Raw genomic sequence first — 25,453 nt, 5'->3', positions numbered from 1 at the left:
CTTACAAAGTTGAAGTGACTGGGAATCTTGTAACTTTGCCTGGAGGATTAGCTGAAATTGATCCTATAGAAAGGGAAGAGCTATCAGGAATAAAACCTGACCCGGACAAGGAAGTCACAATTCTACATTTCGATGGTTTTGTAATTCCCTGAGGGTTGGAGAGGAATATATAAAAAAAGCCCCGCACTTTTTGATGCGGGGCATTTTAATAATGTGGGGGCGATGGTTTTCCTTCGCCGACATTACTCGGTTCAGGTACAAGAGGTTTATTCTCAGCCTCAATTTATAAAAATTCAGGCACCCTCAACCTTCGCCCCCTAATTTCACAATATCAATGTTTTCTCATTTCTTCTACTCTAATTATAAGGGACCAGTAGTTGACTCAAAACAGCAAAAATCCTGAAAAATTTGTAGAAAATATTCTACAGGCAGTAACGTGTTAAGATTATAAACAGACGTCATACCACCTCGCAGAATGCCCTCCCAATGAAATGTTGTTCCAAGGGTGGTGCGAAGTTTCACAGACTCATTTCTGGTTCCGTACCTCTTGTGCTGAACGTTATACGGATTTTCCATGGAAGGTTAGCGCAATCTTAATGGTGATTTGGTGGAAGCATTTAGCCGATTTCAAAGTCCGAGAAGAATTTCTTTTGAGCGGAATTAAATGTCAATAAACCCAGCCCCGGGATAGTAGCGAGGCTGGATTCATATTTTAAACAGGTAATTAAGCACTGATAAACGAATCTTCCAGATTTCCATGTCTGTCAAAATGAAGAACTACGGTTTCACTTCCATTTTGAAGAATAAGTTGATAGTTCGTTTTCTTGGGATTAAAGTTCAGGACTGTCTTTTCGTTGCCGATTATTGTCCATCCGGCGTATTTACTTGAAGCAAGGTATTCGCTTATCTCTGTGGGGAAACGGCCGTTGATTTGTACAAGTCTGCTGGTAACCAAGGAGCCGTTTTTATCATATTCTGCATATACACGTTCATTCTTTGACTGACCTTCCAGAGTGTATCTGCTGGCATTAAGTTCTTTGCCAAACTTGACGTTCAATTCTTTTTGCCCTCTCAGACAGTTAATATCTCTAAAACAAATATAATTACTCTCGTTTATCATAAACGGAGTTGACTTTTCGATATTTGGAGTTGTTTTTTCTTTATTCGCATGACCTTCGCCCTGGGCATACGTAAGGCTTGTAATAGCAAAGATCACCATCAATGCAATCAGTCTTTTCGAGAGATTATAGGTTTTCATAGGATTTTCCTCTTAGTGTTTTGTATTTGATGTGGGGAACCACAGTCCAGAGTTATTTACTCTCTGTCTGTAATACTGAGGAGACTTTAAAAAAGTTACAGGAGAAATTTCTGAATCATCATTTTTTTAAGTCTCTGCCTGTTAATGTTTGGTGGCGACCTCTTCTAGGTAATCAATATTCGTGGCTTTTCATCCATTAGCGGTAATAACAGCCCGCTGTTTATTGTTGACGGCGTCCGTTTCGACGGTGGAAACAATGAGACGGGCGATGAGGTTTGAGGTCGCGGTTACCCAGGATTTTATAGAATATCCTGATGTTCCATCAGAAGAGATATTTGCCAGAATACAGCATGATAAAAGCAATCATATCAGAACTTTACCCAGAAAGGATAGTTACAGGATTTGGCTTTTATCATCTGTTTTCGCAAAAGGTATTCTTCGTTGATCGTTTCATCCAGCGGAATCGGAAGATCCGGATCCCCCGTAATGGAGTCGCAGCCGGCGGCTACAATAAATAGCAGTTCAATCAACAGGCCGCTCCGAATTATCGGGGCGGCTTTTTTATTTGACTAAAGATTTTAGAGCAGGAGTTGAAACTGCGGAATCATTAATGATTGATGATTCCTTTCAGTATATAAAAGCCTGGCCCACAGTTCTCTTTTATTTAATAGGGGTTTCATATTTAGGAGGGATGTTTCCGTCTTTTGCCCGTTATCACTGTCAGCGACTTCTCCGACAAACGAATACTCGAGAAGGTCTATTTTAGATCGAGTTCTGTACGCTTACTCAGTTCCTCTTTGATGAATTTTGAGGCTTTATAGTACTGTGATTTTACAGTATTCACCGATATATCAAGTTTCTCTGCTATCTGTTTATTAGATGTTCCTTCATTCATTTTCAATTTAAAAATCTTTCGTTTTCCATCAGGCAACATTTTGAGGCAGCAAGGGCCGAGTTATAGAAATGCAAATATTTTGTCTCACCGTCCTTGGCAGTAACTCCAAATTGCATTTCATTGCTTTTTTCAGTCCCGGAAAGCAATGCATCAATCTTATCGAGCATCCATTGATTCAGCACGATGCGACAGCAGAGGCTTTTCCCGAGCTGCAGGATGCTGATTACCGGTTTGAAGCATTTTGGTATTCCAATACATCTGATAGTAGCACTTTTATAGAAACATCCCTTAAAACAACCTTTAAATCTGGAGAAGGTCTTGTTGGAAAGGTGCATGCTGAAGACAGCCCTTATTGGGTCAAAGAACTTCAAAAATTTCCTGGCTATAAAAGAAAAGAATCTGTAGCAGGAGTATATAAATCCTGTATGAGCATCCCTGTCAAAGGAGAACCATCGGCTGTTATCGAGTTTTATCATGAGTATTCAATAGAAAGAGAACAGCAGACTTTAAACCAATTATCTATTGTTGCCAAACAGCTGGGGCATCTTTTAGAGCGCAGGAAGTCTCAACAGGAAATAGCCGAGCGAGAACGTAAGTTTCGTTACCTGGCCGAAAATGCTACCGATAAAGTAGCTATTTTTGATGAAGAGGCTAACTGCATTTATGCCTCTCCTTCTACGGAGTCGCTTTTAGGTTATACGCCTGAGGAATATATGGAAAAAGATATCATTGGCTTGGTCCATCCTGATGATCGCCCGGATATTAGAAAAAACCTTTCAGAATTAATAGAAGGGAATGGCAAAAAGCGTATTACCTACCGGCTGCAGCACAAGGACGGTCATTACATTTGGATGGAAAACAGCATGAAACCCATTTATGATGAAGATGGGAGCCTGTTGGAAATACGTTCGGCCGCTAGAGATGTTTCTGACCGCATTGCGTATGAACAACAACTGGAAAAAGAAAAAGAATTTACCGCAAAAGCCTTAAACAGCCTGCCTGGATTGTTTTATGTACTGGATGAAGCCGGCAACTACGTGCGGCTAAATAAAGGATTTGAAGAAGAGCTGGGCTATTCCAAAGAGGAAGTAAAACAGATGAATCCGCTGGATTTTTATTATGAGAAAGACCACCAGCGTGTTTCAGAAGCGATAGAACAAGCATTTACGGAAGGCACGGCCAATACTGTTGCGAAGGTTAAGAAAAAAAAGGGAGGTGACGCGTGGTATTATTTAACGGGGTCCCATTTTCAGCAAGACGGTGAAAACTATATCCTCGGTGCAGGGATCAATATCTCTCAACGCATACAAGCAGAGCAACAACTTGAATATCAAAGTTCATTACTTTCAAACCTCTTCCAAAATGCCCCAGTAGGTATTGCGATGATAGATGATGAGAATAACGTTCTTGATGTTAACAGAAGCTTTGAAGATATATTTGGTTATTCTGCAGAACAGGCAAAAGGAAAGAATATTGACGACTTAATTACGCCAGAAGAGTACAAAGTTGAGCAAGAAGATCTTTTTCGTGAACAACAAAAAGGTGGCCAAGACTCCTTCCAATATGAATCTGTCCGAATCAACAGTGAAGGTGCGGAAGTGCCAGTTTTAATTGGCTTGGTCCCTATAGTGGTTAGCGATACCTCTACGATTAGTTACCTCATTTATGTAGACATTACCGAAAGGAAATCGTATCTGGAAAAAGTAAAACAATCGCTTAAAGAAAAGCGGATCCTATTACAAGAGATTCACCACCGCGTTAAAAATAACTTGGCAATCGTATCCAGCTTTCTGCAACTACAGAAATTTAATACCGATGACGAGCAACTGCAGAAAATATTGTCGGATAGCGAGATGCGAATACAAACGATGGCCCTGATCCATGAGCAGCTCTATGATACTGAATCTCTATCCGAAATTAATTTTGAGAAATACATTCGCAGCCTCATAGACTCTGTCAAAAATATCCATGATCATGAAGAGCGGATAACCTTCAATCTTAGTTGCGATGAAGTCGCTTTAAATATAAATCAGGCGGTACCTTGCGCAATGATTGTCAACGAACTCATCAGCAATTCTTTTGAACATGCTTTCAAAGAGTCAGAAAAAGGAGAAATTGGGATAAGGATAACTGACGATAATGATACGATTAAAGTACTTATCCAAGACAATGGGTGTGGGTTACCTTCCGAATTTAATCCTGACAACACGTCAACATTAGGCTACACCATCATCAATACGTTGGTACAACAACTCGAGGCAGATATGGATATTGAAAGCAACCAAGGGACAACGGTTACTATTGCTTTTGACAAAGCAGAGATAAAAGGTTCAAGTAGTGCTTTCGTTTAAGAAATATAACTTTATAGAAGAAAATTATACATCTTCAAATTCTTCAATAATATCATTGGCCTCAATCATATTACCGCAGCCTATTAATTTCTCTATTATGATAACATGCATACATATAACATAAATGCATAGTATTTTATCTGTATTAGCTATCGGGATTATTATTTATCAGATAAGTCGTCTGAAGCTCGGTAAAGCAACTCCTCAGAATTATTCCTCACATTATTTACCGCCTTGCTAACCCGGTAATAATAGTCTATCCCACCATCCGGAAAAGACTTCAGCAGCTCCTTTGAACTATTGTATTGTTTTTATCAGGATCCAGCCACTCATTCCATTCTGCTTTTAACAGCATCGCTGGCATTCGGTCATGCAGATCGCTCATCTTATCATTAGCATCTGTTGTGACAATAGTGAAGGAGGGTATCTTTTCTCCTTCAGGCGATGCCCACACATTGTAGAGTCCTGCAAAGGTGAACATAGGTTCGTGGGTGGGATGAATATAGAAAGGCGTCTTATTGCCTTTTTCTCCTTTCCATTCGTAGAATCAACTAGCCGGTAATAGGCAGCGGTATCGCTCGAAAGATTTTTTGTACGACTTCTTGCTGTCGACTGATTCAGCCCGGCATTGATCATGCTGTAGCTAAACTTTTTCTCCTTTGCCCAGAACGGCAGGCCCCGTATATTGGGGATTGGCTTTAGGATCAGAACGGATGCTAACCTAATAGTAGAGGGTTGTTTTAAAATAGAAATTCGATAACTCTTTGTGAGCTAGTGGCTTATAAGAAGCGATCCAAACGAGAATCGAACTCGCGACCTCCTGCATAATAGATCCAGACAGTGCAATTGATATCCTTGTCCCCGAAATGGTTCAAGCCTAAAAATAATAGCCAATAAAAAAGCCTTTAAATAGCTGTAACTTATTGCTATTCAAAGGCTTAGTATAAAGTACGCCTGAGAGGATTCGAACCCCTAACCTCCTGATCCGTAATCAATGAGAATTAAGTGTCTGGAGGCATTAGGAGGAGATTATGGCAACTCATGTACCCTCGTATGTACCCCCGGATGGGATCGCTGGGAAAAGTTTTCATTTTCTATAGTTGCTTTTATCAATATTCTCATAACAGTTATTGGGGTGGTATTTTTTGTCTCAGTAAACCAAAGGTATCACTATCCCCCGTCGCTTAGCCCAAGAAGCCATAAAGAGTACTGTTATGCATGGAGAGGCCTCAAATATTTAAAATTGCTTTTATAGATGCTGTAAACAGTTTCTTTACACTTCAAGATGATGGAAAAGGAGTCGATACGGCAAATGGAGATAACGAAATGGGAATATAGATAATGAGCATCGAGCAAAAAAAAAGTGGAATATCAAAGGTTAAAGATGCTAAAGGATATAAATATTCCGCCTGCTTAACTTGTAGTCTGTCTTTTGAAAGCTCTTACAGGTATTTGATCATTTTGCAGGAGAACGAGAGTGTAAATTTAAGCCTGTCTAACTATTCGTGTTCTACAAGTGCTATTTATTCTTCAAACTCCTCTTTATACTCTTTTATACTCTTCTGGATTGCTTCGCTCAAATCTTCCATATGGTCAGGGCTTACAATGACCCGAGAAACTAAATGAGCTTCATTTTCGATATTTAGCACAAAACCCAAAATAAATTCATTTTCAGTAAACGTAATTCGTGCCAGGTTTGAATATACACCTCGGGCAACTTCCTCTTCGGCTGATACTTCAAGTTCCGTTATCTCTTCTGGATTTCTATCTTTGTTATTAGCCATTGGTTACAGATTTTTTAAACTTTCTAAGTAAAAAATAAGGCCTTAAATTTAAAGAAATTAATCAATTTCCAAACTGGCAGGTTGCCATATAAGATGATCATTCTCATTTGCTTCTAGAATATCATACCTATGAGTTGGAAGATGAAAATTCGTCAAAAATTCAAATTTGCGGCGACATCTCTACTCATATTATTTGGGAACTCTGAAACTCATGCACAGCATAGTGCTCAAGCTGTAATGACCATCACAGTCAAGGTTATTTCAGCGCCTGTATTTGTTAGTAATATAGTTACGGATATTACCGATCAGCTACAGGAAACAACAGAGACTTTATCTCTAGGAGACTATAGCCTGAAATTTCCACAGGATTCACAGTATTTAATCCATATTGATCCTGTGATTAAAATGGAAAACAAAACTGATTCTTGGGATATTAATACCAAAGTTCAGGAGGATACTGATAGTGATGGGAGATTAACGTTAAGTTTAACTGGAAAATCGACAATTACTTCTGTACCGGATGGGCAAAACAAAGGTCAATTGACCACCCGAGTAGAGTACTATTAACTTCCGCTTATTACTCTTTTCTGATAGTTGTTAGAACAATCCACTCCAGTTCTGTCCTAGTGTAAAAGCTTATGAAACATTAATGTGTTTCACCTATTTTAAAAACGTTGAAGATAATTTATTCTACCCATTTCTTTATTCATAATAGAAATTCCATACAGAATACTACATATGGATTCGCTAAAAATTGTATCGTAACACAGCATATGTTAAGGGAAGGGCTAAAGTCTATTCAAAAGAAAGAAACAGGTTTACAGTCAAATTCGCTGTTCCTTCTATCTAGGCCTTTCCTTAATTAGTATATGATGATATGGTTATAATTCTGCCAATACTATCCTTTTTAATCCTCTTTCATTGTAACATGAATTTATATTATTAGTTGTTTCTGGAAGCCAACATAAATGAGCTACTGAATTTCATTGGTTAATAAGGACTGAGCGTCGTATAGCAGTTCGTTGTACCTTTTAGGTGATTCAATCGCCGGCTGTATGCTTTCGCAAAGTGGCTAAAGTTTCTACGATTAAGTACGAAAGATGAACTTACTTACCGTAAGATTGATTGGGTTTTTGAAATATTCGCCATATATCAAAACTCGCTAAAATCATCATCCTCTTCGAAAGGTATTAACTCCTCTCCCTCATTGCCCCCATTCATTTTTTGAGCTTGTAGATACTGCTCATTCTTTGAGCTATTCTGACCGAATGTACTACTATTCTCAGTATGACCATTTGTTTCTTTCTTCTTCCAAGAGCTTGTAACAGCGGCCGTTTTTTCCAACTTATTATCTATACCACCTACTAATTCCGACAATTGACTTACTATATTATTTAGCTCTTTAGATTGAGAAGAAAGCTCCTCTGCTGAACTAGCAGTTTCTTCGGAAGCCGAAGCATTTCCCTGAACAGTGTCATCCATTTCGGTCATCGCTGCATTTATCTGCTGTACTCCTGCGGATTGCTCTTTAGCAGCTGCAGCAATCTCTACGACAAGAGTACTTACATTATCGATGCTCTCTTTGATTTCCAATAGGTTTTCAGAAACTTCATTAGCAACCTCGGTACCCCGCTTAGAACTTTCCTGTGAATTTTCAATTAATTCTGAAGTATTTTGAGCTGCTTTCGCACTGCGCTGAGCCAAATTGCGAACTTCTTCGGCAACTACGGCAAATCCTTTTCCTGCCTCACCAGCCCGTGCCGCCTCAACGGCAGCATTTAATGCTAGCAAGTTGGTCTGAAATGCTATATCATCAATTGTGTCAATTATTTTGGAAGTTTCATCAGAAGATTCTCTGATATCTTTCATTGCTTCTTTCATTCGATTCATAGCCTCTACTCCCTTTTCTACTTTGGGTTTAGCTTCTTCCATGGCCATTTCTGCTTCATCTGAATTTTTATCAGTCTGTGTTAACTGAGATGAAATTTCCTCAATTGAAGAAGTCGTCTCTTCAAGACTGGCGGCTTGTTCACTGGAACTTTCGGCCAACTGCTGACTTGCAACCGAAAGCTGACTTGCTGAAGCTCCTACTTGTTGTGCACCACCGTTAAGACGTACGATCATACCCTTTAATACCTGGTTGATAGATCTTTTAACAAAAAACCCATATCCCAGTGCTCCTAATATAGCCACCAATGAACTAATAATAATCACCCATAAATATTGGCTCGTAGTTGCCATTGTCATTTCCGACTGCTCCCTGGTATTTTCTCTGGCAGTATTTGATAAAACTTCTACACTATCCTTTATGCTTTGATAAGCTTCATCAGAATTTGCAGAAGCCTCTAATAAATTATCGTTTGCTTCTCGCATGGTATTAACAGCGTTAATGTTCTGATCCAAAACTGATATAGCATCATCAAAATAAGACCTTCTGCTAGTTCCAGCTCCCATAGTATCACGCATTGAAATTATCTCCTGACGTACTTCTGCATAAACATCGGATATTTCCTTCCATTGATTCTGATCGTTATCTTCAACTGCTTTCAAAATGCGTTTTGAATTTTGGACAAGTTCTACTTGAAGTTTTGAAACAGATACTAGTTCTACTGCATTAGGATTTTCCAAGTAATCATTTAGGAAATCGATCAGTTCTTCAGAAACTTTTTCAACTTTATTTCTTTCTTCCTGGAGATTTTCAGAAGCCTGATAATAATTCTCAAGGCTAAGTTTATAATTAGAAAGGCTTTTTTTAACTCCTCCTAACTTATTTTCTAATACTGTCAGATCATATCTATTCGAAAGCAACTGTAGATCTTCAACTTGTTTATTAACCTGCTCAAATTTTGATACAGACTGTTTAAAAAGTGAATTATCCTTGTTTTTAGTGTATCGCAAGAATTCGTTATCTACAGTTCTTACCACCTGATCCAAAGTGTTTGCTCCGTTCCATTGAGGAACAAACTTGTCATTACTCTCTTTGGCAAAACCATCAATTACGTTGAAAGAATATATTGCTATTCCTCCCAACATCAGAATAACTATGGTGACAGTGACTGTCAAAGACATAATTCTACTCTGAATAGTCCAATCCTGGTTATCTACTTTTGATCTTGTTCTGTTTAAAAACTTATTTAATAAATTCATCGCTTTACCTACTAGATGTTTTTATTAGCATTAATAATTTAACTTGCTTTCTCTCCATCAAATGTATCATGTGAGGGTACTTTGTTAGGTATATTGTAATGCAATTCATTTACATCAATAATCAACTTAACAGAGTCCCCCGATTTGCCTATACCAGATAAGTATTTGCTCTGTTTATCAATTCCTACATCGGGTACGTCCTCTACCTTTGTTGCCTCAATATCTACGACGTTAGAAACCTTGTCGACCACCACTCCCATCATTATGTTTTTGTACTGTAAGACTATGATGCATGTCTCGTCTGTATCTTCAATTTCATTAATTTCAAGACGGGAACGAAGATTCATCACTGGAACAATTTCCCCCCGCAAATTCAAAATGCCTCTTATATAAGAAGGCATATTTGGGACCGGAGTAACAGGCAAAAGACCTATAATTTCACGTATCTTTATAATCTCTAACGCATATTCTTCTTCACCCAAAAAGAAGGTTAGATATTTCCTCTCATTCCTTTCTGAACCCGTTTTTTGTTCAGCCTGTTTAACTGCTGTATTACTCATAATTATCAATTGTAAATGGGCCTTCTATTCCGTTAGGTTGCGTTTGTAATAATGTTTTCAAAGCCTAAATACTCTGAGTTCTTCTTGACTCACAGTTTTTATCGGGGTAAAGGCCATAAACTTAAATTATTTAGGTTAATTTGATTATTAAATATACTTTTAAATGTAATAAGACATTTATTATTAAATATCAGTGTTATTTGAACAGCATTATATTAAGTGAGCCTTTACTATTCCCAACCTATCCAAAATGCAAGCTGCACAAACTTATATGGGAGGAATGTGCTTTTAACTAGGGGAGAGGCATTAGCAGTTTCAGCTTAAATGATACTATAAGAGGTGCACCGTATATGTACAGAGCTAATAAGTTTTGCCACTAATAAAAGGAGCTGATGTAACTGTCTATTTTAGATTGTACAGTTTACAAAAAGTCGACAGGCTTAACATTTTCCATTTGAGGATGCAGTTCAACGAATTCACGTAAAAAATAGGAATGGCCTGATCCATATATTACTAAAATTCGATCAGCCGAACCGACAATAGAAACAAGGTTTGCAAAAATGCGAAGATTTCGTTCATAAGAAGAGGTAATAGGCTTTAAGCCTATATAAGAGGAACCTGCTCCCAGTTCTAATCTTTTCATTCGTACATCCTTCAAATGATTCTGATAGTCATCACTGTTCAGCCACTTTAAATACTCACCAACAGTTGTCCGACGCATTAAACTATCTTGGTAACTACTTAAGCTTTTTTTCCAGTCCTCATAATAATGAATGAAATCCGGCCTATTTTCTTTTGCCCATGACATAACTTCATGGTAGGGCCAGGATTGTTTGTAATCAATAGTATAAATGGAATCGTGATTTAGTAAATTTGCTAGTCGGAAACCTAGTTGCTGACGTTCATTATTATTTAAGGTATGTGCTCCAGAGCGGTATTTTTTGTACAAACTATCATATTTGGCAGAATCTTCATACAAAGCTTCCAATGCGATTTTATCAGGTTTATAGTTATAAAGAGAATCAACTACTGACTCTATTTCTTCCTGTACATTGGGCGACATTACATTTTTATATTCAGGGGCTTGAGTAAAGTGGTATGTTCCCAATATCATTACTTGCGTTTTATTAGAGCTCATACGAGTGGATTGTGATATACTATCCCTTATCCCTACGATAAAAATTAAAGCTAACAAAAATGTTGTGGTAAGCCGCATGACAATGAAATGTTGTTAAGTCTTACTATTAAGTTTTATAAACAAAAATACGGAGAGCATTTTTTATTGTTACGTTTGATTTTATTACATATCAAGCTGCCAATCATCATTCTAACGATATCAGACCGATCGGTTAATCTTGAAAACACTAACGAAAACAACTTCATTAGACTATTTTGGAGTTTTAGCTCACCAAAAAATATCTGATGTTATATAAGCACATCATGAAGATGATCAATACAAGATTTCACATAAAAAAAGCAAGCATAAACAGGGCTGGACTATAAATTCCTGTTAGTCTTTTAACTCTTCGTTCGCATTCCTAACAAATCAACTTTTTTTTCGTACGCGGCTTATCTAGAGTCAGGATAGGGCGAATAATCTTAATCAACATTTTAGGAAACAAAATAAGATCTAATGAAATATTTAAAACCATCCTTAGTAATTTTCGGAATTATACTTCTTTTTTCTTGTAGTGAAGATAAAACAGGAAACTCACCAAATAATGAAAAACAGCTTCAGCAAGCCAATAATAAAGTTGAAGTCTTGAATTTTGGCACTTTTCATATGGGCTTCACAAATGATGCTAATAAAACAGAATTTGACGAAGAGGATAAAGAGAACCAAGAAAAAGTTCATGCAGTTGCAAAAAAACTATCTGACTTTGAACCTACTGTGATTTTAGTGGAGTTGGAACCTCACCGCAATGTAGAACTTCAGGAGGAATACAATTCCTATGTCAACAATCCTGACATGATTTTTGAAAACCCCTCCGAAATAGAACTTTTAGCGTATGAGCTAGGAAGATTAAGTAGTACAGAAAGAATTTACGGTATTGATCACAAAATGAGATATAACTATAGAATCGGACAAGAGATCAGTAACCAAATAGATCCTGAATGGCACGATAGATATTATCAAGATCCTCTAAAATTTTATCCCCCTGTAGATATTGAACGAGATAGTTTAAGCTTATTGGGAAAACTTGAATTGATGAACAATGACAGATATTTGGATTTTCTTATAGCTGTAAATGCAGATATGCTAACCCATGCTGGGACCGAAAATGGATATGAGGGAGCAGATGAGGCCGCCAAATACTATCAAAGAAATCTGAGGATGTATTCGAATTTAAATCGTATTGAATTAGATGAAGATGACAGGGTATTTATCTTGATGGGAGCAAGTCATACGGCATTTTTTAGAGATTTTATGAGTAGAGATCCAAAATACAAGATGGTAGATACATTCGATTATCTGAGGTGAGGTAGAGTTAGTAGGCAATTCCATTTAATAGTTCAAAACTACCCATTTGGTTATCCTAAGTGGGGAACAACTGAAGTATGAAGTTAACAGTACATAAGCTTGAGATGAATTTTAAGGCATATTAAAAAATTTTGTAAGGATTTACCTTCGAAACGGTCTTACAAATAGCCGTTGAAGAGAGAACTTGTAGATTTTGTGGTGAAGTTATTGATAGTAACTTCACTTCTTTTATAATACATGCTGCTTTTTTTACTCTACTTGTATTGCCAATTCAGGGGGTGTTGAGCTGTGGGTGTGTCTAAGGAGAGGTACTGGTAAGGGAAAGTACGTATTTTTCAGTAAGTGGAGGTAGGTAATTTGTAGTAAATGTAAATTTTTCTGTAAGGATTGCTTTTCTTGACGGTCTTACTATGGTGAGCATTAAAAGCAAGCTTTGGTTAGCTGTTTCTGTAAAAGGAAGGTGGATCATCAACAATAGCACAAGCAAGGTCCGCTCAGCGTTTAGGAAAATTAAGGGAAAAGAGGGGATATGTAGTACAAATAGATGTATTATAGGAGTATTATTATCTCAGTGGGTCTGTTAAACATTATGAATACATCAACTCCGATATGACGTAATCGACCTCTACCATTGGCAATTCCACAAAGTTATTTGCTATGATCTTACTAATAAGGAGTGGCTAAAAAAGGTCGATTATAATAATCTGTAAAACCAAACAGCGGGAGGTTATTATGAAGCAGATATACATCAGAGTGCTTTTTGTAGTGGGTGTAGCTTTTTTGGTGATAGCTACGGACGCCGAGCTATCAAAATCTCAGTCGCTTGACCCAAACCATGTCAAAGGGAAAACACCAGTTGAAGCAGGCAAATATCTGATCGTAGTTGGGGGATGCAACGATTGTCACACTCCCGGTTATATGCTAAAGGAAGGGAATGTTCCCGAAGAACAATGGCTTACTGGATGGGACGTGGGATTCCGCGGTCCTTGGGGCACCACTTATGCGAGTAACTTGCGGCTGTTGGTTCAGGATCTTTCAGAAGAGCAATGGGTGAAAATGTTGAGAACCCGCAAGAAACTTCCTCCCATGCCTTGGATGAATGTAAACCAGATGAGCGAAAAAGATATGCGAGCTATCTATGCCTATATCAATTCGCTTGAGACAAAGGGAATGAAAACACCCGAAAATGTTGGACCAGGAGAAAGTCCCGATACTCCATTTATAAGAATGGCGCCTCAAAATATGGCCGTAAAAAACGATAAAGAGTAGATCTCGGAACGGAGGATTCGGACTCGGATTTGGCATTACGAGAAATCTAAAAGAACGTGGTGAGCTTGATAGTGTTTGCAGCTATGTGTGGGGAAGTTTCTTTTACGAGAACTTTTTTGTTGACTCGTCAGAGGAGCTGGTTGTAGTTAGCTTGGCCAGAGGGGCTATCCTCATGGTGAGGCTAGTGAGAAGTAAGTTAGGTATACTTGCTCGCCAAGCCATTAAGAATTAGCCTTTTCGATGGTCATACTAACAGGAGTAGTTGCGTATATGATTTAGTAAATGTTAGACTGCCTAATTGTTTTTTCTGTTTAGATGTAAATTTTGATCAAAATTATTAAAAAGGGGGGCAAGATGGGAAAAAAAGTTAGCGCAAATAAAATGTCGGATATCGGTACTAAAAGCAAGGAATCTACATTTTCGCTTACCTTCTTTGTGGGTATGGCTATTTATTTGTCCTTAATCGTTATAGTCGGTTTTTGGCCGACCTACTTTGGCAATTTGTTTCTGGGTCATGAACCTGTTGATTTCGGAGTTGTTGAAATATCATGGGAAATTCACTTCCACGCTGTTGTATTTATGGCATGGATGGTACTTCTTTTAACCCAAACTTTTTGGGTAGCCCGAGATAATACAAGAACACATATAAAGCTAGGTAAATATGGCTTTCTTTTAGGTATATTTATGGTAGGTGTTGGGTTATTTATGACGTATGTACAAATAGAGGCTGCAGTAGGACAAAATCTTATCGCTTGGTCAGATGTATTTCCAATTGCTTTTACTACGAATTCATCATTTGTTTCGATTACGCAATTTACAATACTTATAGGTCTTGGGTATTACTTTAGAACCTATCCAGCAGCTCATAAGAGATATATGATTTTTGCTACCATTGTGTTAGTGAATGCTGCAACTAGCCGCTGGGGGATCCTAATCGGGGAATGGAGTAATGAAATCTTACATATCCTGATGCTTGGACCAATTTGGGCTTATGACCTCTACAATGATAAACATATTAACCAAGCCACACTAATCGGGACAGCCGTTGTTGCTATATACTTTTTGAAAGATTATTTATTATGATCTGAGTCTTTCTCCCGTGTTCATTGCTATTTGATATGACCGCTGGCAGTGTGGGAAGCTCTATTGGGTTGGAGTTTTAGTGTTTAAAATTCTTCGTTTTTCTTTGCTGAGTCAGATCTATGGATTTGTATATCCCTCTTGGCTGACAGAATTAGTGTATCCGATTATTAATTCAGTAGTCTGATTCCATTGATTAATGGCTTAAAAGGAAATGTTCATCAGGCAATGCTAATTAAATTATTTAATAAATATCTATAAATAATTAAATTTTTATTGTTTTGGGTGGCACGTTGTAAGGATTTGTTTCTGAAAAGGTCTTACTAGCAGGAGTGAATGAATAAAGATCATTGATTAATTTGTCTTATAACTTCTAATAGGGATTGGAAGTTACTAACGATTAGCTTTAGGTTTAAATTTGGGGGTACAAGATGAAAAGAAGCAAGTTCATAAAACTTTCTTCTGCAGGGATCTTAGCTATAGCCCTCCCCTCGCTAAAAGGATGCAGAGGATCTGTTGAATATCCGAGTTCGTTATCCCAGCCGGGGACAATAATTAGAATCCGTGATCCCCAACAACTACAGTCCATCGGTAATGCTTATCTCGAAAAAACCCCCGACGAAGCTAACCGGCGAACATTAGTACGTTTGCTATCAGCTGAGGCTCCTGCCGACAGTACGGCCATTCCTGAGTTTATGAAACGGCGAATTGCTCATGACTTTGAAAACGGCAATACGGTTATGGTAGATGGTTGGATAATCTCGCAAACCGAAGCCCGCCAGTGTGCCCTCTATTCCCTTGAACAAAACAATTAATCCATTATGCATATAGATGCCCGAGAGCTGAAAGATAATTCAACGATCCGTGGTGATATCTGTATTGTTGGAGCGGATGCCGCTGGAATAAGCATGGCCCTGGACTGGATCGGCACCTCCCATAAGGTAATTCTGTTGGAAGGCGGGGGATTCGAATATGATGAAGAGGTACAGGATCTGTACGATGGGGAGACCACCGGGCAAACGTATTATCCCCTAAAATCGAGTCGCCTTCACTATTTCGGTGGGACGACCGGGCATTGGGGAGGGTTGTGTTCCCCGTTCGATGAGATAGATTTCAAGAAAAGAGAGTGGGTACCCAACAGCGGTTGGCCCCTCTCGAAAAAGGATCTTGATCCTTATTACGCGCGTGCCCACAAAAAGCTCAATTTGGGTCCCCATGAATATGCCGTAGAACACTGGCAAGAGCAGATGTCGAACATGAAGCCTCTCCCGTTGGATTACGATATCTTTAGAAACAAGATATGGCAGTTTAGTGACGCCCGATACGGGGACTTATACCGGGATAAGATTACCGGTGCCAACAATATAGAACTCTACACCTATGCCAACGTGGTAAATATCTCTGCCAACGAATCCGTATCCGCCGTAAATAAAGTAGAGGTTAAAAATCATGTTGGGAAAACCCATACGGTAGAGGCTGATCATTTCATCCTTGCCTGTGGGGCCATTCAGAATGCCCGGCTCCTGCTTGCCTCCAACTCGCAGGCACCTAACGGATTGGGCAATGACCATGATCTGGTTGGACGCTATTTTATGGAACATATTGAAATTTATCCCTCTGAACTGTGGCTGTTTGAACCTTTTAATTCTGCCCTATATGACCAATACGAGGATGGGTTGGAGGATCCTGCTGCCGAACTGGGTTTCACGGAGACAGTTCAGAAAGAGGAGGAATTATTAAACGGCACGGTGGCTTTGGTACCCCTCGATTTTGGCCAGCATGAAAAACCGGCCATGGAAACCTGGAATGACGAGGACCCACGGAAAGCGGCTGAAAGTATGTTTGGCAACTGGAAAGAAGCATTTCAAAAGGCCGAAGAAGCTGACGGGGCTATAACGCGGGCTTACGAGCTGAAAACGCGCATTGAACAGTCTCCCAACCCAGACTCACGCGTGACCGTCGGGCCGGAGACGGATGCACTAGGTGTCCCCCGGGCCAATCTCCATTGGGATCTTACCGAACTGGATTGGAGGAGTATCCGGAAAATGCATGACCTAATCGCTCATCAGGTGGGGGAAGCTGGGATCGGGAGGGTCCGATTTAGAGACTTCATCAGAGATCCGGATGAGATAAGGTGGCCGGAAGGCACGAGTGGAGGCTGGCACCACATGGGTACGACCAGGATGAGTGACAATCCCAAAAAAGGAGTTGTGAATTCAAATTGTCGGGTACACGGGATTCAAAACTTATACGTGGCAGGCTCAGCCTGCTATCCTACTGCCGGGGCAGCCAATCCTACGCTAACGCTTGTAGCATTAACACTAAGGCTTTCGGATCATATAAAAAAGAAAGTAAAATAAATAGAAGCAATACTAAATATAATCAAAGGGGAATTACCATTATGGAAGATCCAGTTCAACATCAACTAGAAGCATTCAAAAACTGTGATATAAACGCTTTCATGGTACCTTCTCATCCGAAGTAATAGTCGAGAGCGGTAATGGCAAGGAGGATGATGAGGTTCCCCGAAGAGGCACATGCAATGATCGCATACTTTGTAGAGGATGGACTAATACGGATGTATTCTTAAGCATTAGGTCAGGGACCTTACCTAACTGTATCTCTAATTTTAATTCTAGATCAGAGTATAAGGAGTAAAAATAATATATAAACTAAATGGAGAACATTATGTATAAGATTAAAACTATTCAACATTTGATTCTACCTATTACTTTATTGTTAATTGCTAATATTACTACTGGATATGCTCAGGCACATAACTCGGAAGAATTAAAAAAGACAATCAACGACAAATATAGCCAGTTTACGCAATTTATTAAGGATAATAAGCCTGCCGAATTAGCGGAAACTCTATATACAGAAGATGCCAAATTTTACCCTCCTAATGGTGGGATGGTTCAGGGAACAGAGGGTGTAACAAAAGCTTTCAAAGGTCTAATCGGGGCAGGGCTTATCATCGAACCAAAGGCCCAAGAAGTAGAAATCTTTGAGAGTCATGCTTATGAATATGGTGTAGGAACGGTATTTAATAAGGATGGCCAAAAAATTCGTAAAGAACGATACGTCTGTATTTGGAAAAATGTTGACGGAGAATGGAGAATTTATCGCGATTTAGTACAAGGCATAGAAATGAAGTAAATGAGATGGAACCTGATGTGATCCGCCTCTTAGATGGTTTTACTAATATGTATTAGTTCGGTCAAATGTCATTTGACAATGAGAAGAGGTTATTCTATGATAGTTTCTTTTAGTTATAAATTATTTAGTAAAAAGGGAATATATGTTCATTTCAACATTTCGTCCATTAGCAGTTACGCTAACTCTAGCTTTAACACTAGCAGCATTGATAGCTTGTAACAATGGCGAGGCACAGACAGAAACAGAAAATGAAAGTGTGGTGGAAGTAACTGCTATTCATGATGCTAAAGAGAATAGACATCTCTTTGAGATGGACACTAATGAAGTCTCATCCGGATGGACGACATTTCAATTTAATAATGCCTCTGGATACGACCATTTCATTTTGATCTGGCAAGTTCCGGAGGAAGGTATTGAAGCTGCTGAGGCTGCCGGTGAGCCTATTCTTGATCATTTTCACCAGAATATTACGGTACCATTTCAGAAGGTGTTTAATCCGTATATAGAGGGTGATATGGAGTTTGATGCATTTACAGATAGTTTGGTAGCTACTATTTCGGAGACTGCTCCCTGGTTTTTTGATCCTGGCGCCAAAACCATGGGTGGTCCAGGATTTACTGCAGCCGGGATGACATCTGAAACCACAGTCCATCTGGAACCGGGAGAATATGTTGTTGAATGCTATGTGAAGAATGAAGAGGAGGTATTTCATTCATATATTGGTATGGTTGAACAATTAACCGTTACCGATGAAGTCTCCGATACTGAAAAACCACATCCCATAAAAACCTTGACTGTTTCATCCACCAAAGGGATTCAAGTGGACCAGCCGTTAACTGAAGGAAGTCATACAATTGAGATACTTTATAAGGATCAAAAATCTTACGCTCACCTCCAAGGCCATAATGTGCAGCTGGTAAGATTAAATGATAAAGAAGATGAAAAGCTGCTTAATAAGCTCTCAACCTGGATGGATTGGAGACAACCAGGAAGCCTTGTTAATCGGGCCCCTAAAGGAGCAGAATTTATGGGTGGAACCATGGAGATGACCGAAGGTGGAAAAGCCTATTTTCACGTGGACCTAGAACCGGGTGATTATGCGTGGATTGCAGAAGTACCTGATCCTGCTAATCACAATATGTTAAAAACCTTTACTATAACAGAGGAAAGTGGTTCTGGAAATTAAAGCCAGAGTTCATATATCATTTATTTAATGCTCAAGAGGAGTGGAATGAGTGTTTTAATCAAAGATAATCATGATGCTTGTGGGTTGAAGTAGCTGCTAAAACGTTTCCGAATGATGGAATAGATTTTTATCAGATCAGCAGGGCGACAATAGGCTTACACCGAATCGGAGCCTTTAAAAGATAAAGATTTTATCAAACATACTTTCATGAAATTATATGCCAGCAGCCTAACACCTCTACAACCTGGGAGCAGAAAAATGGATTAGTGTTTAACCAAAGAAGATAGGCAAGGGCTGCTATTTTATATAACTGTTAAAAGTTAGTTTCTGAAGGCACTAACGCTTCCTTTCTTGTCGTTTTTTTGGAAAGTAAAATGAAACGTTGTCCCGTTATTATTTCGAATCTCCAAGTCAGCATTAAGCTGCTTGATAAGAGTATGTACGAGTGTAAATCCCAGATTTCCTTCATCTTCCATTTCGGATTGTTTTAAATCCAGTCCTTGCCCACTGTCACTGACTTCTACATGTACTATGCCCTGTTCTTTTTCTATGGCCAAGACTAAAATTTCACCTCGGGAATTATTAGGAAAGGCATGTTTGATAGCGTTTGCAACAAGTTCATTGACTATTAACCCTATTGGTAGTGCCTGATTTACATTCACAGCCAAATCTGTGACTTTCACATTAATATCAATTTTTCTCTTATCTAAGGAGTATGATTCTATCAAGTGCGAAACAAGCTTATTTAGATAAGGCTCCATCAATACATTAACGAAATCATTCGTTTGGTATAACAATTCATGGATCTTGGCAATGGATTTGATCCTAGATTCACTGTTGCGCAAAACATCGATAATGTCGGGATTATCTGTTTGGAATCGTTCCAGCTGGAGAAGTCCGCTTACCACTGCCAGATTATTTTTAACGCGATGATGTACTTCAGAAAGCAGGATCTCCTTTTCTTCCAATGAGTGTTTCAGTTGCTCTTCAGCTTGATGTTTTTTGGTAATATCTCGTCCGGTGGCCAGTAGCATTCCATTATACTTGGTAAAAGTTATATTTAACCAAATTTCATTATCTGAACCGGTATCAACTTTAACTGGAATACCTAATTTACTGTGATCATCTTGTTCATTAGTCCACTGTTTAATATGATTTTGAATATTAACTTCCTCAATAATGTTAAATAAATTCTTTCCTATTACGTCAGAATTATCACAACCTAATATACTTTTTACTCCTTCGGATTTAACTATTCTGAATGTCTCAGGATTCAAAACCCACCGAAGGTCAGTAGAATTTTCCAAAAAGGCGGCTGCTTCTTGAAGTTTACTGCTCCGGGATTCTGCCGCTTTTTTTTGTTTCAACAGCTTTACTCGGACCTCAACCTCCTTTCCCAGATCGATTAAAGCTTGCCGTTGTCGTTTAGAAAGCTCTTGTGGACGATCATTTATTACACAAATACTGCCAATGTTGTTGCCGGCCGGTGATTTGATAGGAACACCGGCGTAAAATCGAAGAGAATCATTATCCGTAATCTCTTTGATCGATTTGGTGCGTTGATCCTTATGCGTATCATTAATTACTAATATTTCCTCGCTGTCAACAGTAAACTGACACACTGTTTCTTCTTTAGGAACTATGTGTCCATTCCAATCTCCGGCTTTTGATACGGTATACTGAAAATTATGGTCCAAAAGGTTAACCAATGAAACCGGAGTCTCACATATATAGGAGGCAAGACGATTTAAGGGAGTAAACTCATTTCCTGATTCTTTAACAAGTTCGATAATATTAGCATTATTGACTGTTTGTTCTACCATACGTACTTGATTATTATTAGCAGTAATTTTTTTATAGCTGGGATACCGTCCATTTCAGGCATATCGATATCCATCAAAATAAACGTCAGGGGAAGACTCATTTGCTAGCCTAAAACTTCTACTCCATTCTTTGCTTTAGCTACTACTGAAAAATATCATCTACTTTTTCAAATAAATGACTGAAAATATTGGGTACTATTTGATGATCATCTACAATAAGCACCTAATTATCTTCTGCATTTTTTTACCATCTGCAGTGTCGTCCATCTGTCTATGCTGAAACTATCTAGGCCTACTTATTTGCATTGGTTGTTGTCTATAGTCAACGACCTTCCTTCGTTAACAACAAGGGAAGGATCATCATTCAAATGGAATAGTTTTATAAGTATTATACCATTTTCCTTACTTCAAACTTTTCAGTAGAAAGTATTAGGCTGATAGCGGGTTTGTTGTTAAAAAAGCTACACATCCGAATTCCGAATGTTATCAATGGTCGAAGAATATAGGCGCAATTAAGATGTAAGGATTGGTAAATCAGTTTGTAAGGACTGGCATTTAAAATGATCTTACCAGTAGCAACCCTCAAGTCGTGGTTGCTACCTGTAGATATGCCCCGCACTTCCCAGTGTGGGGCATTTTATTTAATCCTGCTATCTTTGACCGTAAAGGGCTGTTAATGATCTATGAAGAACTTATTGTTAGTCACTCTTCATAATTATATTATTCCCTTCAGGTCGTGAGAAGTGCTTCTTAAATTATGCTTTCGCAACATATCTGCTTGTTTTTCCAAGGCTAATTTCAGATCACGTAACTGGGCCTCAGATTTCCTTTGCTGCAATTGGTTAAATTCTTTAATGCTAAATTCTATCGCCTGCTGAATGTGAGTTGTCAATATTTTATGAGCTAGGTGTATCGAATGGGTATAGGGTTCATACTCCTCAGAAAATGAGGTAATTTTATCTTGTATCACCTTCTGCAGTATACTCCATTCTTTTATTGTCACTGTAAGATCAAATCCGTGTTCCCAGCGCTGACTCCCATGTTCTTTGCCAATACTACTAAAAGATCTTTCCTTTCCTTCCAGACTTGCAGACAATTGATCTAAAAAGAGAGGGATGCTGTTGAGGAATTCGTTCCTAGACATAGCGGCCAGTTGGGTCGGGGTATCATCAATCTCTTTCATTTGTTTCTCCCATGTCTCGAGAATGACTGTTTTATCCAGTCTGCCAGTGCGATGGCATCGATTCTACCAAGGATGACAATCTTGCGGATAGATCTGTCTACTGAACTGGGGCGTATTAGCGGCAAAAGCCACTGAGAAACATTTTAAGCATATTGAGAAAGGCGCGTATTCCACCAACACTCTCTATATGAGCGAATCTTGGAGAGTATTCTTTATGATGGAGTTATAGCTAATGCTTTAAATAGATTCCCGTACCTATCTTATTGACTATAAACAAGTATAGCTTATATTGTTGACTATAGTCAACAAATATTTTTCATTTTATAGAAAGAAATATATTTCAAAAACAGAATTTTCATGGTAGCAAAATAGGGTGCTACTTAAAAACATTTTTGCAATGGATTTGTAATAAATTTCGAATACTTTTTTTACGTATAAAAAATAACTACCAAAAACACTTATAACTTGTGATTTTGGGTTAGCTTTATTGCTTTAGGTGATATCCCTTTTCCCCTTTAAGATTGACATACCAGTTTCCAAATGAATGAAAAAAATTGGACTGATACTCCTCTGGGGGCCATAGAAGAATGGCCAAAGAATTTACAATCAATTGTAAATATTTGCTTGAGCTCAAATAACCCTGCCTGCGTTTGCTGGGGAGATGATCTTCTAACTATATACAATGATAAGTGGAGAGATCTCCTCGGAGATACTCATGCTTCATCACTGGGGCAACCAGCTCATGATTTTTTTGAAGATAACTGGCAGTTTTTTGATCATAATTTTCAAGAAGTTTTATCAACAGGTGAGGTAAGGGAGACACACAGTCAGCTGTTTTCTTTTCTCGATGGCGAAGAACACAATTTAACCTTTTCATTTAATCCTCTTTGGGATGAAAATGGTGTGGTTAGTGGTATCTTCATTGTCGCACATGTGGCAACTTATAAGCCGGATGAGAAAAATCCACTACAGGGGGAAAGAATTTCTGATTTCGTTGAGAACGCACCTGTAGGTATCCATTGGCTGGGACCAGATGGAACCATTCTTAAAGTGAACAAGAGGGAACTGGAGATGTTGGGGTATTCTCGTGATGAATATATCGGCCGCAATATTTCGGAATTCCATGTCGACCAAGATTTAATCAGCCAAAAACTACAGGAGTTGTCAGAGGAGGATAAGCTGCAAGATTTGGAAGCTCAGATGATATGTAAAGATGGTTCAATACAGCATGTCCTGATTAGTTCAAACGTATTCAGAAGAGATGGTGAATTCATTCACACGCGCTGCTTCACTATAGATATTACCAAGCGTAAAAGATTAGAAACAGAGTTGAGAAAAAAATCTTCCCAGTTTGAACAACAGAAGAGGTTGTATGAAGCTATTATTTCCAGTACACCTGATCTGGTTTATGTTTTTGATCTCAACTATCGTTTTATATTTGCCAATGATGCTTTGCTGGAAATGTGGGGACTTTCAAGAGAAGAGTATTGGGGAAAGGGCTTGCGAGAAATAGGTTATGAAGAGTGGCATGCCGAAATGCATGAGCGCGAAATTGATCAGGTGGTTGCCACCAAACAGCCAGTGCAGGGAGAGGTGACTTTCCCGCATGATCAGCTCGGAGATCGTTACTACGATTATATTTTTGTCCCCGTATTGGATGAAAATGGGAACGTTGAAGCCGTGGCCGGGACAACGCGAGATGTTACCGAGCGTAAGCAAACTGAACAGGCTCTTCGCAAAAATAGGGATCGTCTCCGCACTGCATTGGAAATTGAGACTGTAGGCGTGGTTTTCTGGGGCGGAGAAAATTTTACAATCACAGAAGCCAATGATGCTTTTCTGGATATGTGCGGGTATTCACGTGAAGAGATTTTAGGCAAATCTTGGCGGGAACTGACGCCGGAGGCGTATTATTCTGTTTCAGAACAGGGAATTGCAGGTCTTAAAAAAAGAGGATATACCGAACCCTATGAAAAGCAATATATGCGAAAAGATGGTTCTCGCTGGTGGGGGTTATCTGCTCCTCGGAGAATTGATAATGAGGTTGTCGAGTTTGTGGTTGATATTACCGAACGTAAAAAGGCTGTTCAGGAGCTGGAAGAAATGAACAAAACCCTTGAAAAAAGGGTAGAGGAGCGGACAAAGAAGCTACATTCTTATCAGAAGCAGCTGCGATCACTAGCTTCGAAGTTGAACAAGGTTGAAGAACAGGAACGTCAGCGGCTTGCTGCCGCTCTACATGACAAGCTGGGTCAGTTGCTGACCGTCGCTAAAATGAAGGTGGAAAGCCTGCAACATGGCCAACTATTTGATCAACCAACTTCGGAAATGGAAGAGTTGAAAGAAGTGGTGAATGACGCTCTTAAATTCAACCAAAATTTAATGGTGGAGTTAAAGCCACCACCGGCCTTGAACAAAGATGATATCACTGAAGTACTGCGCTGGACCGCTAAAAATGCGGAAAAGAAGGGGCTTGATGTCACAATCAATGATGATGGACAACAAAAGCCGGTTGATAAAGAGCTTAGGACAGTACTCTATCAATCTGTGAGAGAGCTTCTCCAGAACGTGTTAAAACATGCAGATGCCGATGAAGCTCAACTTGAAATGAGGCGCGAAGTTGCACAGGTAATTGTTTCGGTTGAAGATTATGGTAAAGGATTTGATATGGCAGCCGATGGACCGGCACCAACCGAAGATAAAAGATACGGCCTGTTTAATATAAAAGAGCGAATGGATTGGTATGGAGGTAACTTTAAAATTCAATCCGAGCCGGGAAAAGGTACAAAGGCTGTTCTGTATGCCCCTCTCAAAAAGAAGGAACGTATGGATAAAACAGAACAAGATTATAAAGAAACACTTCCACCTTCTGATAAAAGAAAGGGACAAACTGAGCTGTGGGAAAAAATCAAGGTTCTTCTTGTCGATGATCATGATATGGTACGCCGGGGACTTCGCCAGATGATTGACAAACAGGATGATATGACAGTAGTGGGCGAAGCGTCTGATGGCCAGGAAGCGGTAGAATTAGTCCGTGAGACTTTTCCCGACGTTATAGTGATGGATGTTAATATGCCGCTCATGGATGGGATTGAAGCGACTCAGAAAATAAAAGCTGAAATGCCGAACGTGCAGCTCATTGGATTATCTCTTCATGACAGTCCCGAAGTAATCCAGGATATGAAAAATGCGGGAGCCTCAGCTTATTTGAGTAAAAATGAAGCCTTTGAGACGTTATGCGAAACCATTCGTGACATTGCATTAGAGTTATAGCAC

General features: G+C 39.0%; 19 protein-coding genes, 1 pseudogene and 1 riboswitch. Of the genes and pseudogenes, 10 read left to right on the top strand and 10 right to left on the bottom strand.

The window, feature by feature from the left end:
• Positions 1-211 precede the first annotated feature (211 nt).
• Positions 212-315: riboswitch (TPP riboswitch) on the bottom strand.
• A 409-nt stretch (positions 316-724) separates the two neighbouring features.
• From ACT3ID_RS17960 to ACT3ID_RS17950, 3 genes are all read right to left on the bottom strand, one after another.
• On the bottom strand, positions 725-1,258 hold the full coding sequence (locus tag ACT3ID_RS17960) for a hypothetical protein (RefSeq protein WP_491543447.1): 534 nt from the start codon (positions 1,256-1,258) through the stop codon (positions 725-727).
• Between the two features lie 368 nt (positions 1,259-1,626).
• Positions 1,627-1,788: a hypothetical protein gene (locus tag ACT3ID_RS17955; protein ID WP_491543446.1), complete on the bottom strand. Its 162-nt coding sequence runs from the start codon at positions 1,786-1,788 to the stop codon at positions 1,627-1,629.
• Between the two features lie 227 nt (positions 1,789-2,015).
• Positions 2,016-2,192 carry a sigma factor-like helix-turn-helix DNA-binding protein gene (locus tag ACT3ID_RS17950; RefSeq protein WP_491543445.1) on the bottom strand — a complete coding sequence of 59 codons (177 nt, stop codon included), beginning with the start codon at positions 2,190-2,192 and terminating at the stop codon, positions 2,016-2,018.
• A gap of 29 nt (positions 2,193-2,221) precedes the next feature.
• Between ACT3ID_RS17950 and ACT3ID_RS17945 the strand changes: the two genes are divergently transcribed.
• Entirely contained in the window at positions 2,222-4,504 is a 2,283-nt protein-coding gene (locus tag ACT3ID_RS17945) for a PAS domain S-box protein (protein ID WP_491543444.1), read from the top strand.
• 280 nt (positions 4,505-4,784) lie between these two features.
• On the opposite strand, the pseudogene ACT3ID_RS17940 reads toward ACT3ID_RS17945, so the two are convergent.
• Both ACT3ID_RS17940 and ACT3ID_RS17935 read right to left on the bottom strand, forming a co-directional pair.
• Positions 4,785-5,039: pseudogene (locus ACT3ID_RS17940) on the bottom strand (SOS response-associated peptidase); the annotation flags it as partial.
• Between the two features lie 988 nt (positions 5,040-6,027).
• A complete protein-coding gene (locus tag ACT3ID_RS17935) occupies positions 6,028-6,288 on the bottom strand; it encodes a DUF3467 domain-containing protein (protein WP_491543443.1) in 261 nt (86 codons plus the stop codon).
• A gap of 129 nt (positions 6,289-6,417) precedes the next feature.
• Here ACT3ID_RS17935 and ACT3ID_RS17930 point away from each other — a divergent pair, with 129 nt between their 5' ends.
• Entirely contained in the window at positions 6,418-6,855 is a 438-nt protein-coding gene (locus tag ACT3ID_RS17930; protein ID WP_491543442.1) for a hypothetical protein, read from the top strand.
• A gap of 585 nt (positions 6,856-7,440) precedes the next feature.
• Here the strand turns inward: ACT3ID_RS17930 and ACT3ID_RS17925 are convergent.
• The 3 genes from ACT3ID_RS17925 to ACT3ID_RS17915 form a co-directional block, all read right to left on the bottom strand.
• Positions 7,441-9,357 carry a methyl-accepting chemotaxis protein gene (locus ACT3ID_RS17925; RefSeq protein WP_491543441.1) on the bottom strand — a complete coding sequence of 639 codons (1,917 nt, stop codon included), beginning with the start codon at positions 9,355-9,357 and terminating at the stop codon, positions 7,441-7,443.
• Between the two features lie 116 nt (positions 9,358-9,473).
• Positions 9,474-9,995: a chemotaxis protein CheW gene (locus ACT3ID_RS17920; RefSeq protein WP_491543440.1), complete on the bottom strand. Its 522-nt coding sequence runs from the start codon at positions 9,993-9,995 to the stop codon at positions 9,474-9,476.
• 421 nt (positions 9,996-10,416) lie between these two features.
• On the bottom strand, positions 10,417-11,133 hold the full coding sequence (locus tag ACT3ID_RS17915; protein ID WP_491543439.1) for a DUF5694 domain-containing protein: 717 nt from the start codon (positions 11,131-11,133) through the stop codon (positions 10,417-10,419).
• Positions 11,134-11,628: 495 nt separating this feature from the next.
• On the opposite strand from ACT3ID_RS17915, the gene ACT3ID_RS17910 reads away from it, so the two are divergent.
• The 7 genes from ACT3ID_RS17910 (at position 11,629) to ACT3ID_RS17880 (ending at position 19,171) form a co-directional block, all read left to right on the top strand.
• Positions 11,629-12,477: a DUF5694 domain-containing protein gene (locus tag ACT3ID_RS17910; RefSeq protein WP_491543438.1), complete on the top strand. Its 849-nt coding sequence runs from the start codon at positions 11,629-11,631 to the stop codon at positions 12,475-12,477.
• Between the two features lie 732 nt (positions 12,478-13,209).
• Positions 13,210-13,746 (top strand): c-type cytochrome, encoded by a 537-nt coding sequence (locus ACT3ID_RS17905; RefSeq protein ID WP_491543437.1) that lies wholly within the window; start codon positions 13,210-13,212, stop codon positions 13,744-13,746.
• Positions 13,747-14,100: 354 nt separating this feature from the next.
• Positions 14,101-14,829, top strand: a complete 729-nt coding sequence (locus ACT3ID_RS17900; RefSeq protein WP_491543436.1) for a hypothetical protein — start codon at positions 14,101-14,103, stop codon at positions 14,827-14,829.
• A 428-nt stretch (positions 14,830-15,257) separates the two neighbouring features.
• On the top strand, positions 15,258-15,641 hold the full coding sequence (locus tag ACT3ID_RS17895) for a hypothetical protein (RefSeq protein WP_491543435.1): 384 nt from the start codon (positions 15,258-15,260) through the stop codon (positions 15,639-15,641).
• 6 nt (positions 15,642-15,647) lie between these two features.
• Positions 15,648-17,186, top strand: a complete 1,539-nt coding sequence (locus ACT3ID_RS17890) for a GMC oxidoreductase (RefSeq protein ID WP_491543434.1) — start codon at positions 15,648-15,650, stop codon at positions 17,184-17,186.
• Positions 17,187-17,514: 328 nt separating this feature from the next.
• Positions 17,515-17,985: a YybH family protein gene (locus ACT3ID_RS17885; protein WP_491543433.1), complete on the top strand. Its 471-nt coding sequence runs from the start codon at positions 17,515-17,517 to the stop codon at positions 17,983-17,985.
• 142 nt (positions 17,986-18,127) lie between these two features.
• Positions 18,128-19,171 (top strand): hypothetical protein, encoded by a 1,044-nt coding sequence (locus tag ACT3ID_RS17880; protein WP_491543432.1) that lies wholly within the window; start codon positions 18,128-18,130, stop codon positions 19,169-19,171.
• 320 nt (positions 19,172-19,491) lie between these two features.
• Here ACT3ID_RS17880 and ACT3ID_RS17875 read toward each other — a convergent pair whose 3' ends face one another.
• On the bottom strand, positions 19,492-20,994 hold the full coding sequence (locus ACT3ID_RS17875) for a histidine kinase dimerization/phosphoacceptor domain -containing protein (RefSeq protein ID WP_491543431.1): 1,503 nt from the start codon (positions 20,992-20,994) through the stop codon (positions 19,492-19,494).
• A 715-nt stretch (positions 20,995-21,709) separates the two neighbouring features.
• Positions 21,710-22,177 carry a hypothetical protein gene (locus tag ACT3ID_RS17870; RefSeq protein ID WP_491543430.1) on the bottom strand — a complete coding sequence of 156 codons (468 nt, stop codon included), beginning with the start codon at positions 22,175-22,177 and terminating at the stop codon, positions 21,710-21,712.
• Between the two features lie 540 nt (positions 22,178-22,717).
• Between ACT3ID_RS17870 and ACT3ID_RS17865 the strand changes: the two genes are divergently transcribed.
• Complete coding sequence (locus ACT3ID_RS17865) at positions 22,718-25,450, top strand: PAS domain S-box protein (RefSeq protein WP_491543429.1); 2,733 nt, start codon at positions 22,718-22,720, stop codon at positions 25,448-25,450.
• Positions 25,451-25,453: the final 3 nt, after the last annotated feature.

This window comes from Fodinibius sp. GM108 (assembly GCF_058386985.1).
Note: the sequence above shows the minus strand (reverse complement) of the source record. Positions and strands in the feature narration are given on the sequence as shown.

Bases quoted from the DNA above. Each gene is read 5' to 3' on its own strand.
- ACT3ID_RS17960 (WP_491543447.1), bottom strand. From the start codon at position 1,258: ATGAAAACCTATAATCTCTCGAAAAGACTGATTGCATTGATGGTGATC.
- ACT3ID_RS17950 (WP_491543445.1), bottom strand. From the start codon at position 2,192: ATGTTGCCTGATGGAAAACGAAAGATTTTTAAATTGAAAATGAATGAA.
- ACT3ID_RS17945 (WP_491543444.1), top strand. From the start codon at position 2,222: ATGCAAATATTTTGTCTCACCGTCCTTGGCAGTAACTCCAAATTGCAT.
- ACT3ID_RS17935 (WP_491543443.1), bottom strand. From the start codon at position 6,288: ATGGCTAATAACAAAGATAGAAATCCAGAAGAGATAACGGAACTTGAA.
- ACT3ID_RS17930 (WP_491543442.1), top strand. From the start codon at position 6,418: ATGAGTTGGAAGATGAAAATTCGTCAAAAATTCAAATTTGCGGCGACA.
- ACT3ID_RS17925 (WP_491543441.1), bottom strand. From the start codon at position 9,357: ATGTCTTTGACAGTCACTGTCACCATAGTTATTCTGATGTTGGGAGGA.
- ACT3ID_RS17920 (WP_491543440.1), bottom strand. From the start codon at position 9,995: ATGAGTAATACAGCAGTTAAACAGGCTGAACAAAAAACGGGTTCAGAA.
- ACT3ID_RS17915 (WP_491543439.1), bottom strand. From the start codon at position 11,133: ATGAGCTCTAATAAAACGCAAGTAATGATATTGGGAACATACCACTTT.
- ACT3ID_RS17910 (WP_491543438.1), top strand. From the start codon at position 11,629: ATGAAATATTTAAAACCATCCTTAGTAATTTTCGGAATTATACTTCTT.
- ACT3ID_RS17905 (WP_491543437.1), top strand. From the start codon at position 13,210: ATGAAGCAGATATACATCAGAGTGCTTTTTGTAGTGGGTGTAGCTTTT.
- ACT3ID_RS17900 (WP_491543436.1), top strand. From the start codon at position 14,101: ATGGGAAAAAAAGTTAGCGCAAATAAAATGTCGGATATCGGTACTAAA.
- ACT3ID_RS17895 (WP_491543435.1), top strand. From the start codon at position 15,258: ATGAAAAGAAGCAAGTTCATAAAACTTTCTTCTGCAGGGATCTTAGCT.
- ACT3ID_RS17890 (WP_491543434.1), top strand. From the start codon at position 15,648: ATGCATATAGATGCCCGAGAGCTGAAAGATAATTCAACGATCCGTGGT.
- ACT3ID_RS17885 (WP_491543433.1), top strand. From the start codon at position 17,515: ATGTATAAGATTAAAACTATTCAACATTTGATTCTACCTATTACTTTA.
- ACT3ID_RS17880 (WP_491543432.1), top strand. From the start codon at position 18,128: ATGTTCATTTCAACATTTCGTCCATTAGCAGTTACGCTAACTCTAGCT.
- ACT3ID_RS17875 (WP_491543431.1), bottom strand. From the start codon at position 20,994: ATGGTAGAACAAACAGTCAATAATGCTAATATTATCGAACTTGTTAAA.
- ACT3ID_RS17870 (WP_491543430.1), bottom strand. From the start codon at position 22,177: ATGAAAGAGATTGATGATACCCCGACCCAACTGGCCGCTATGTCTAGG.
- ACT3ID_RS17865 (WP_491543429.1), top strand. From the start codon at position 22,718: ATGAATGAAAAAAATTGGACTGATACTCCTCTGGGGGCCATAGAAGAA.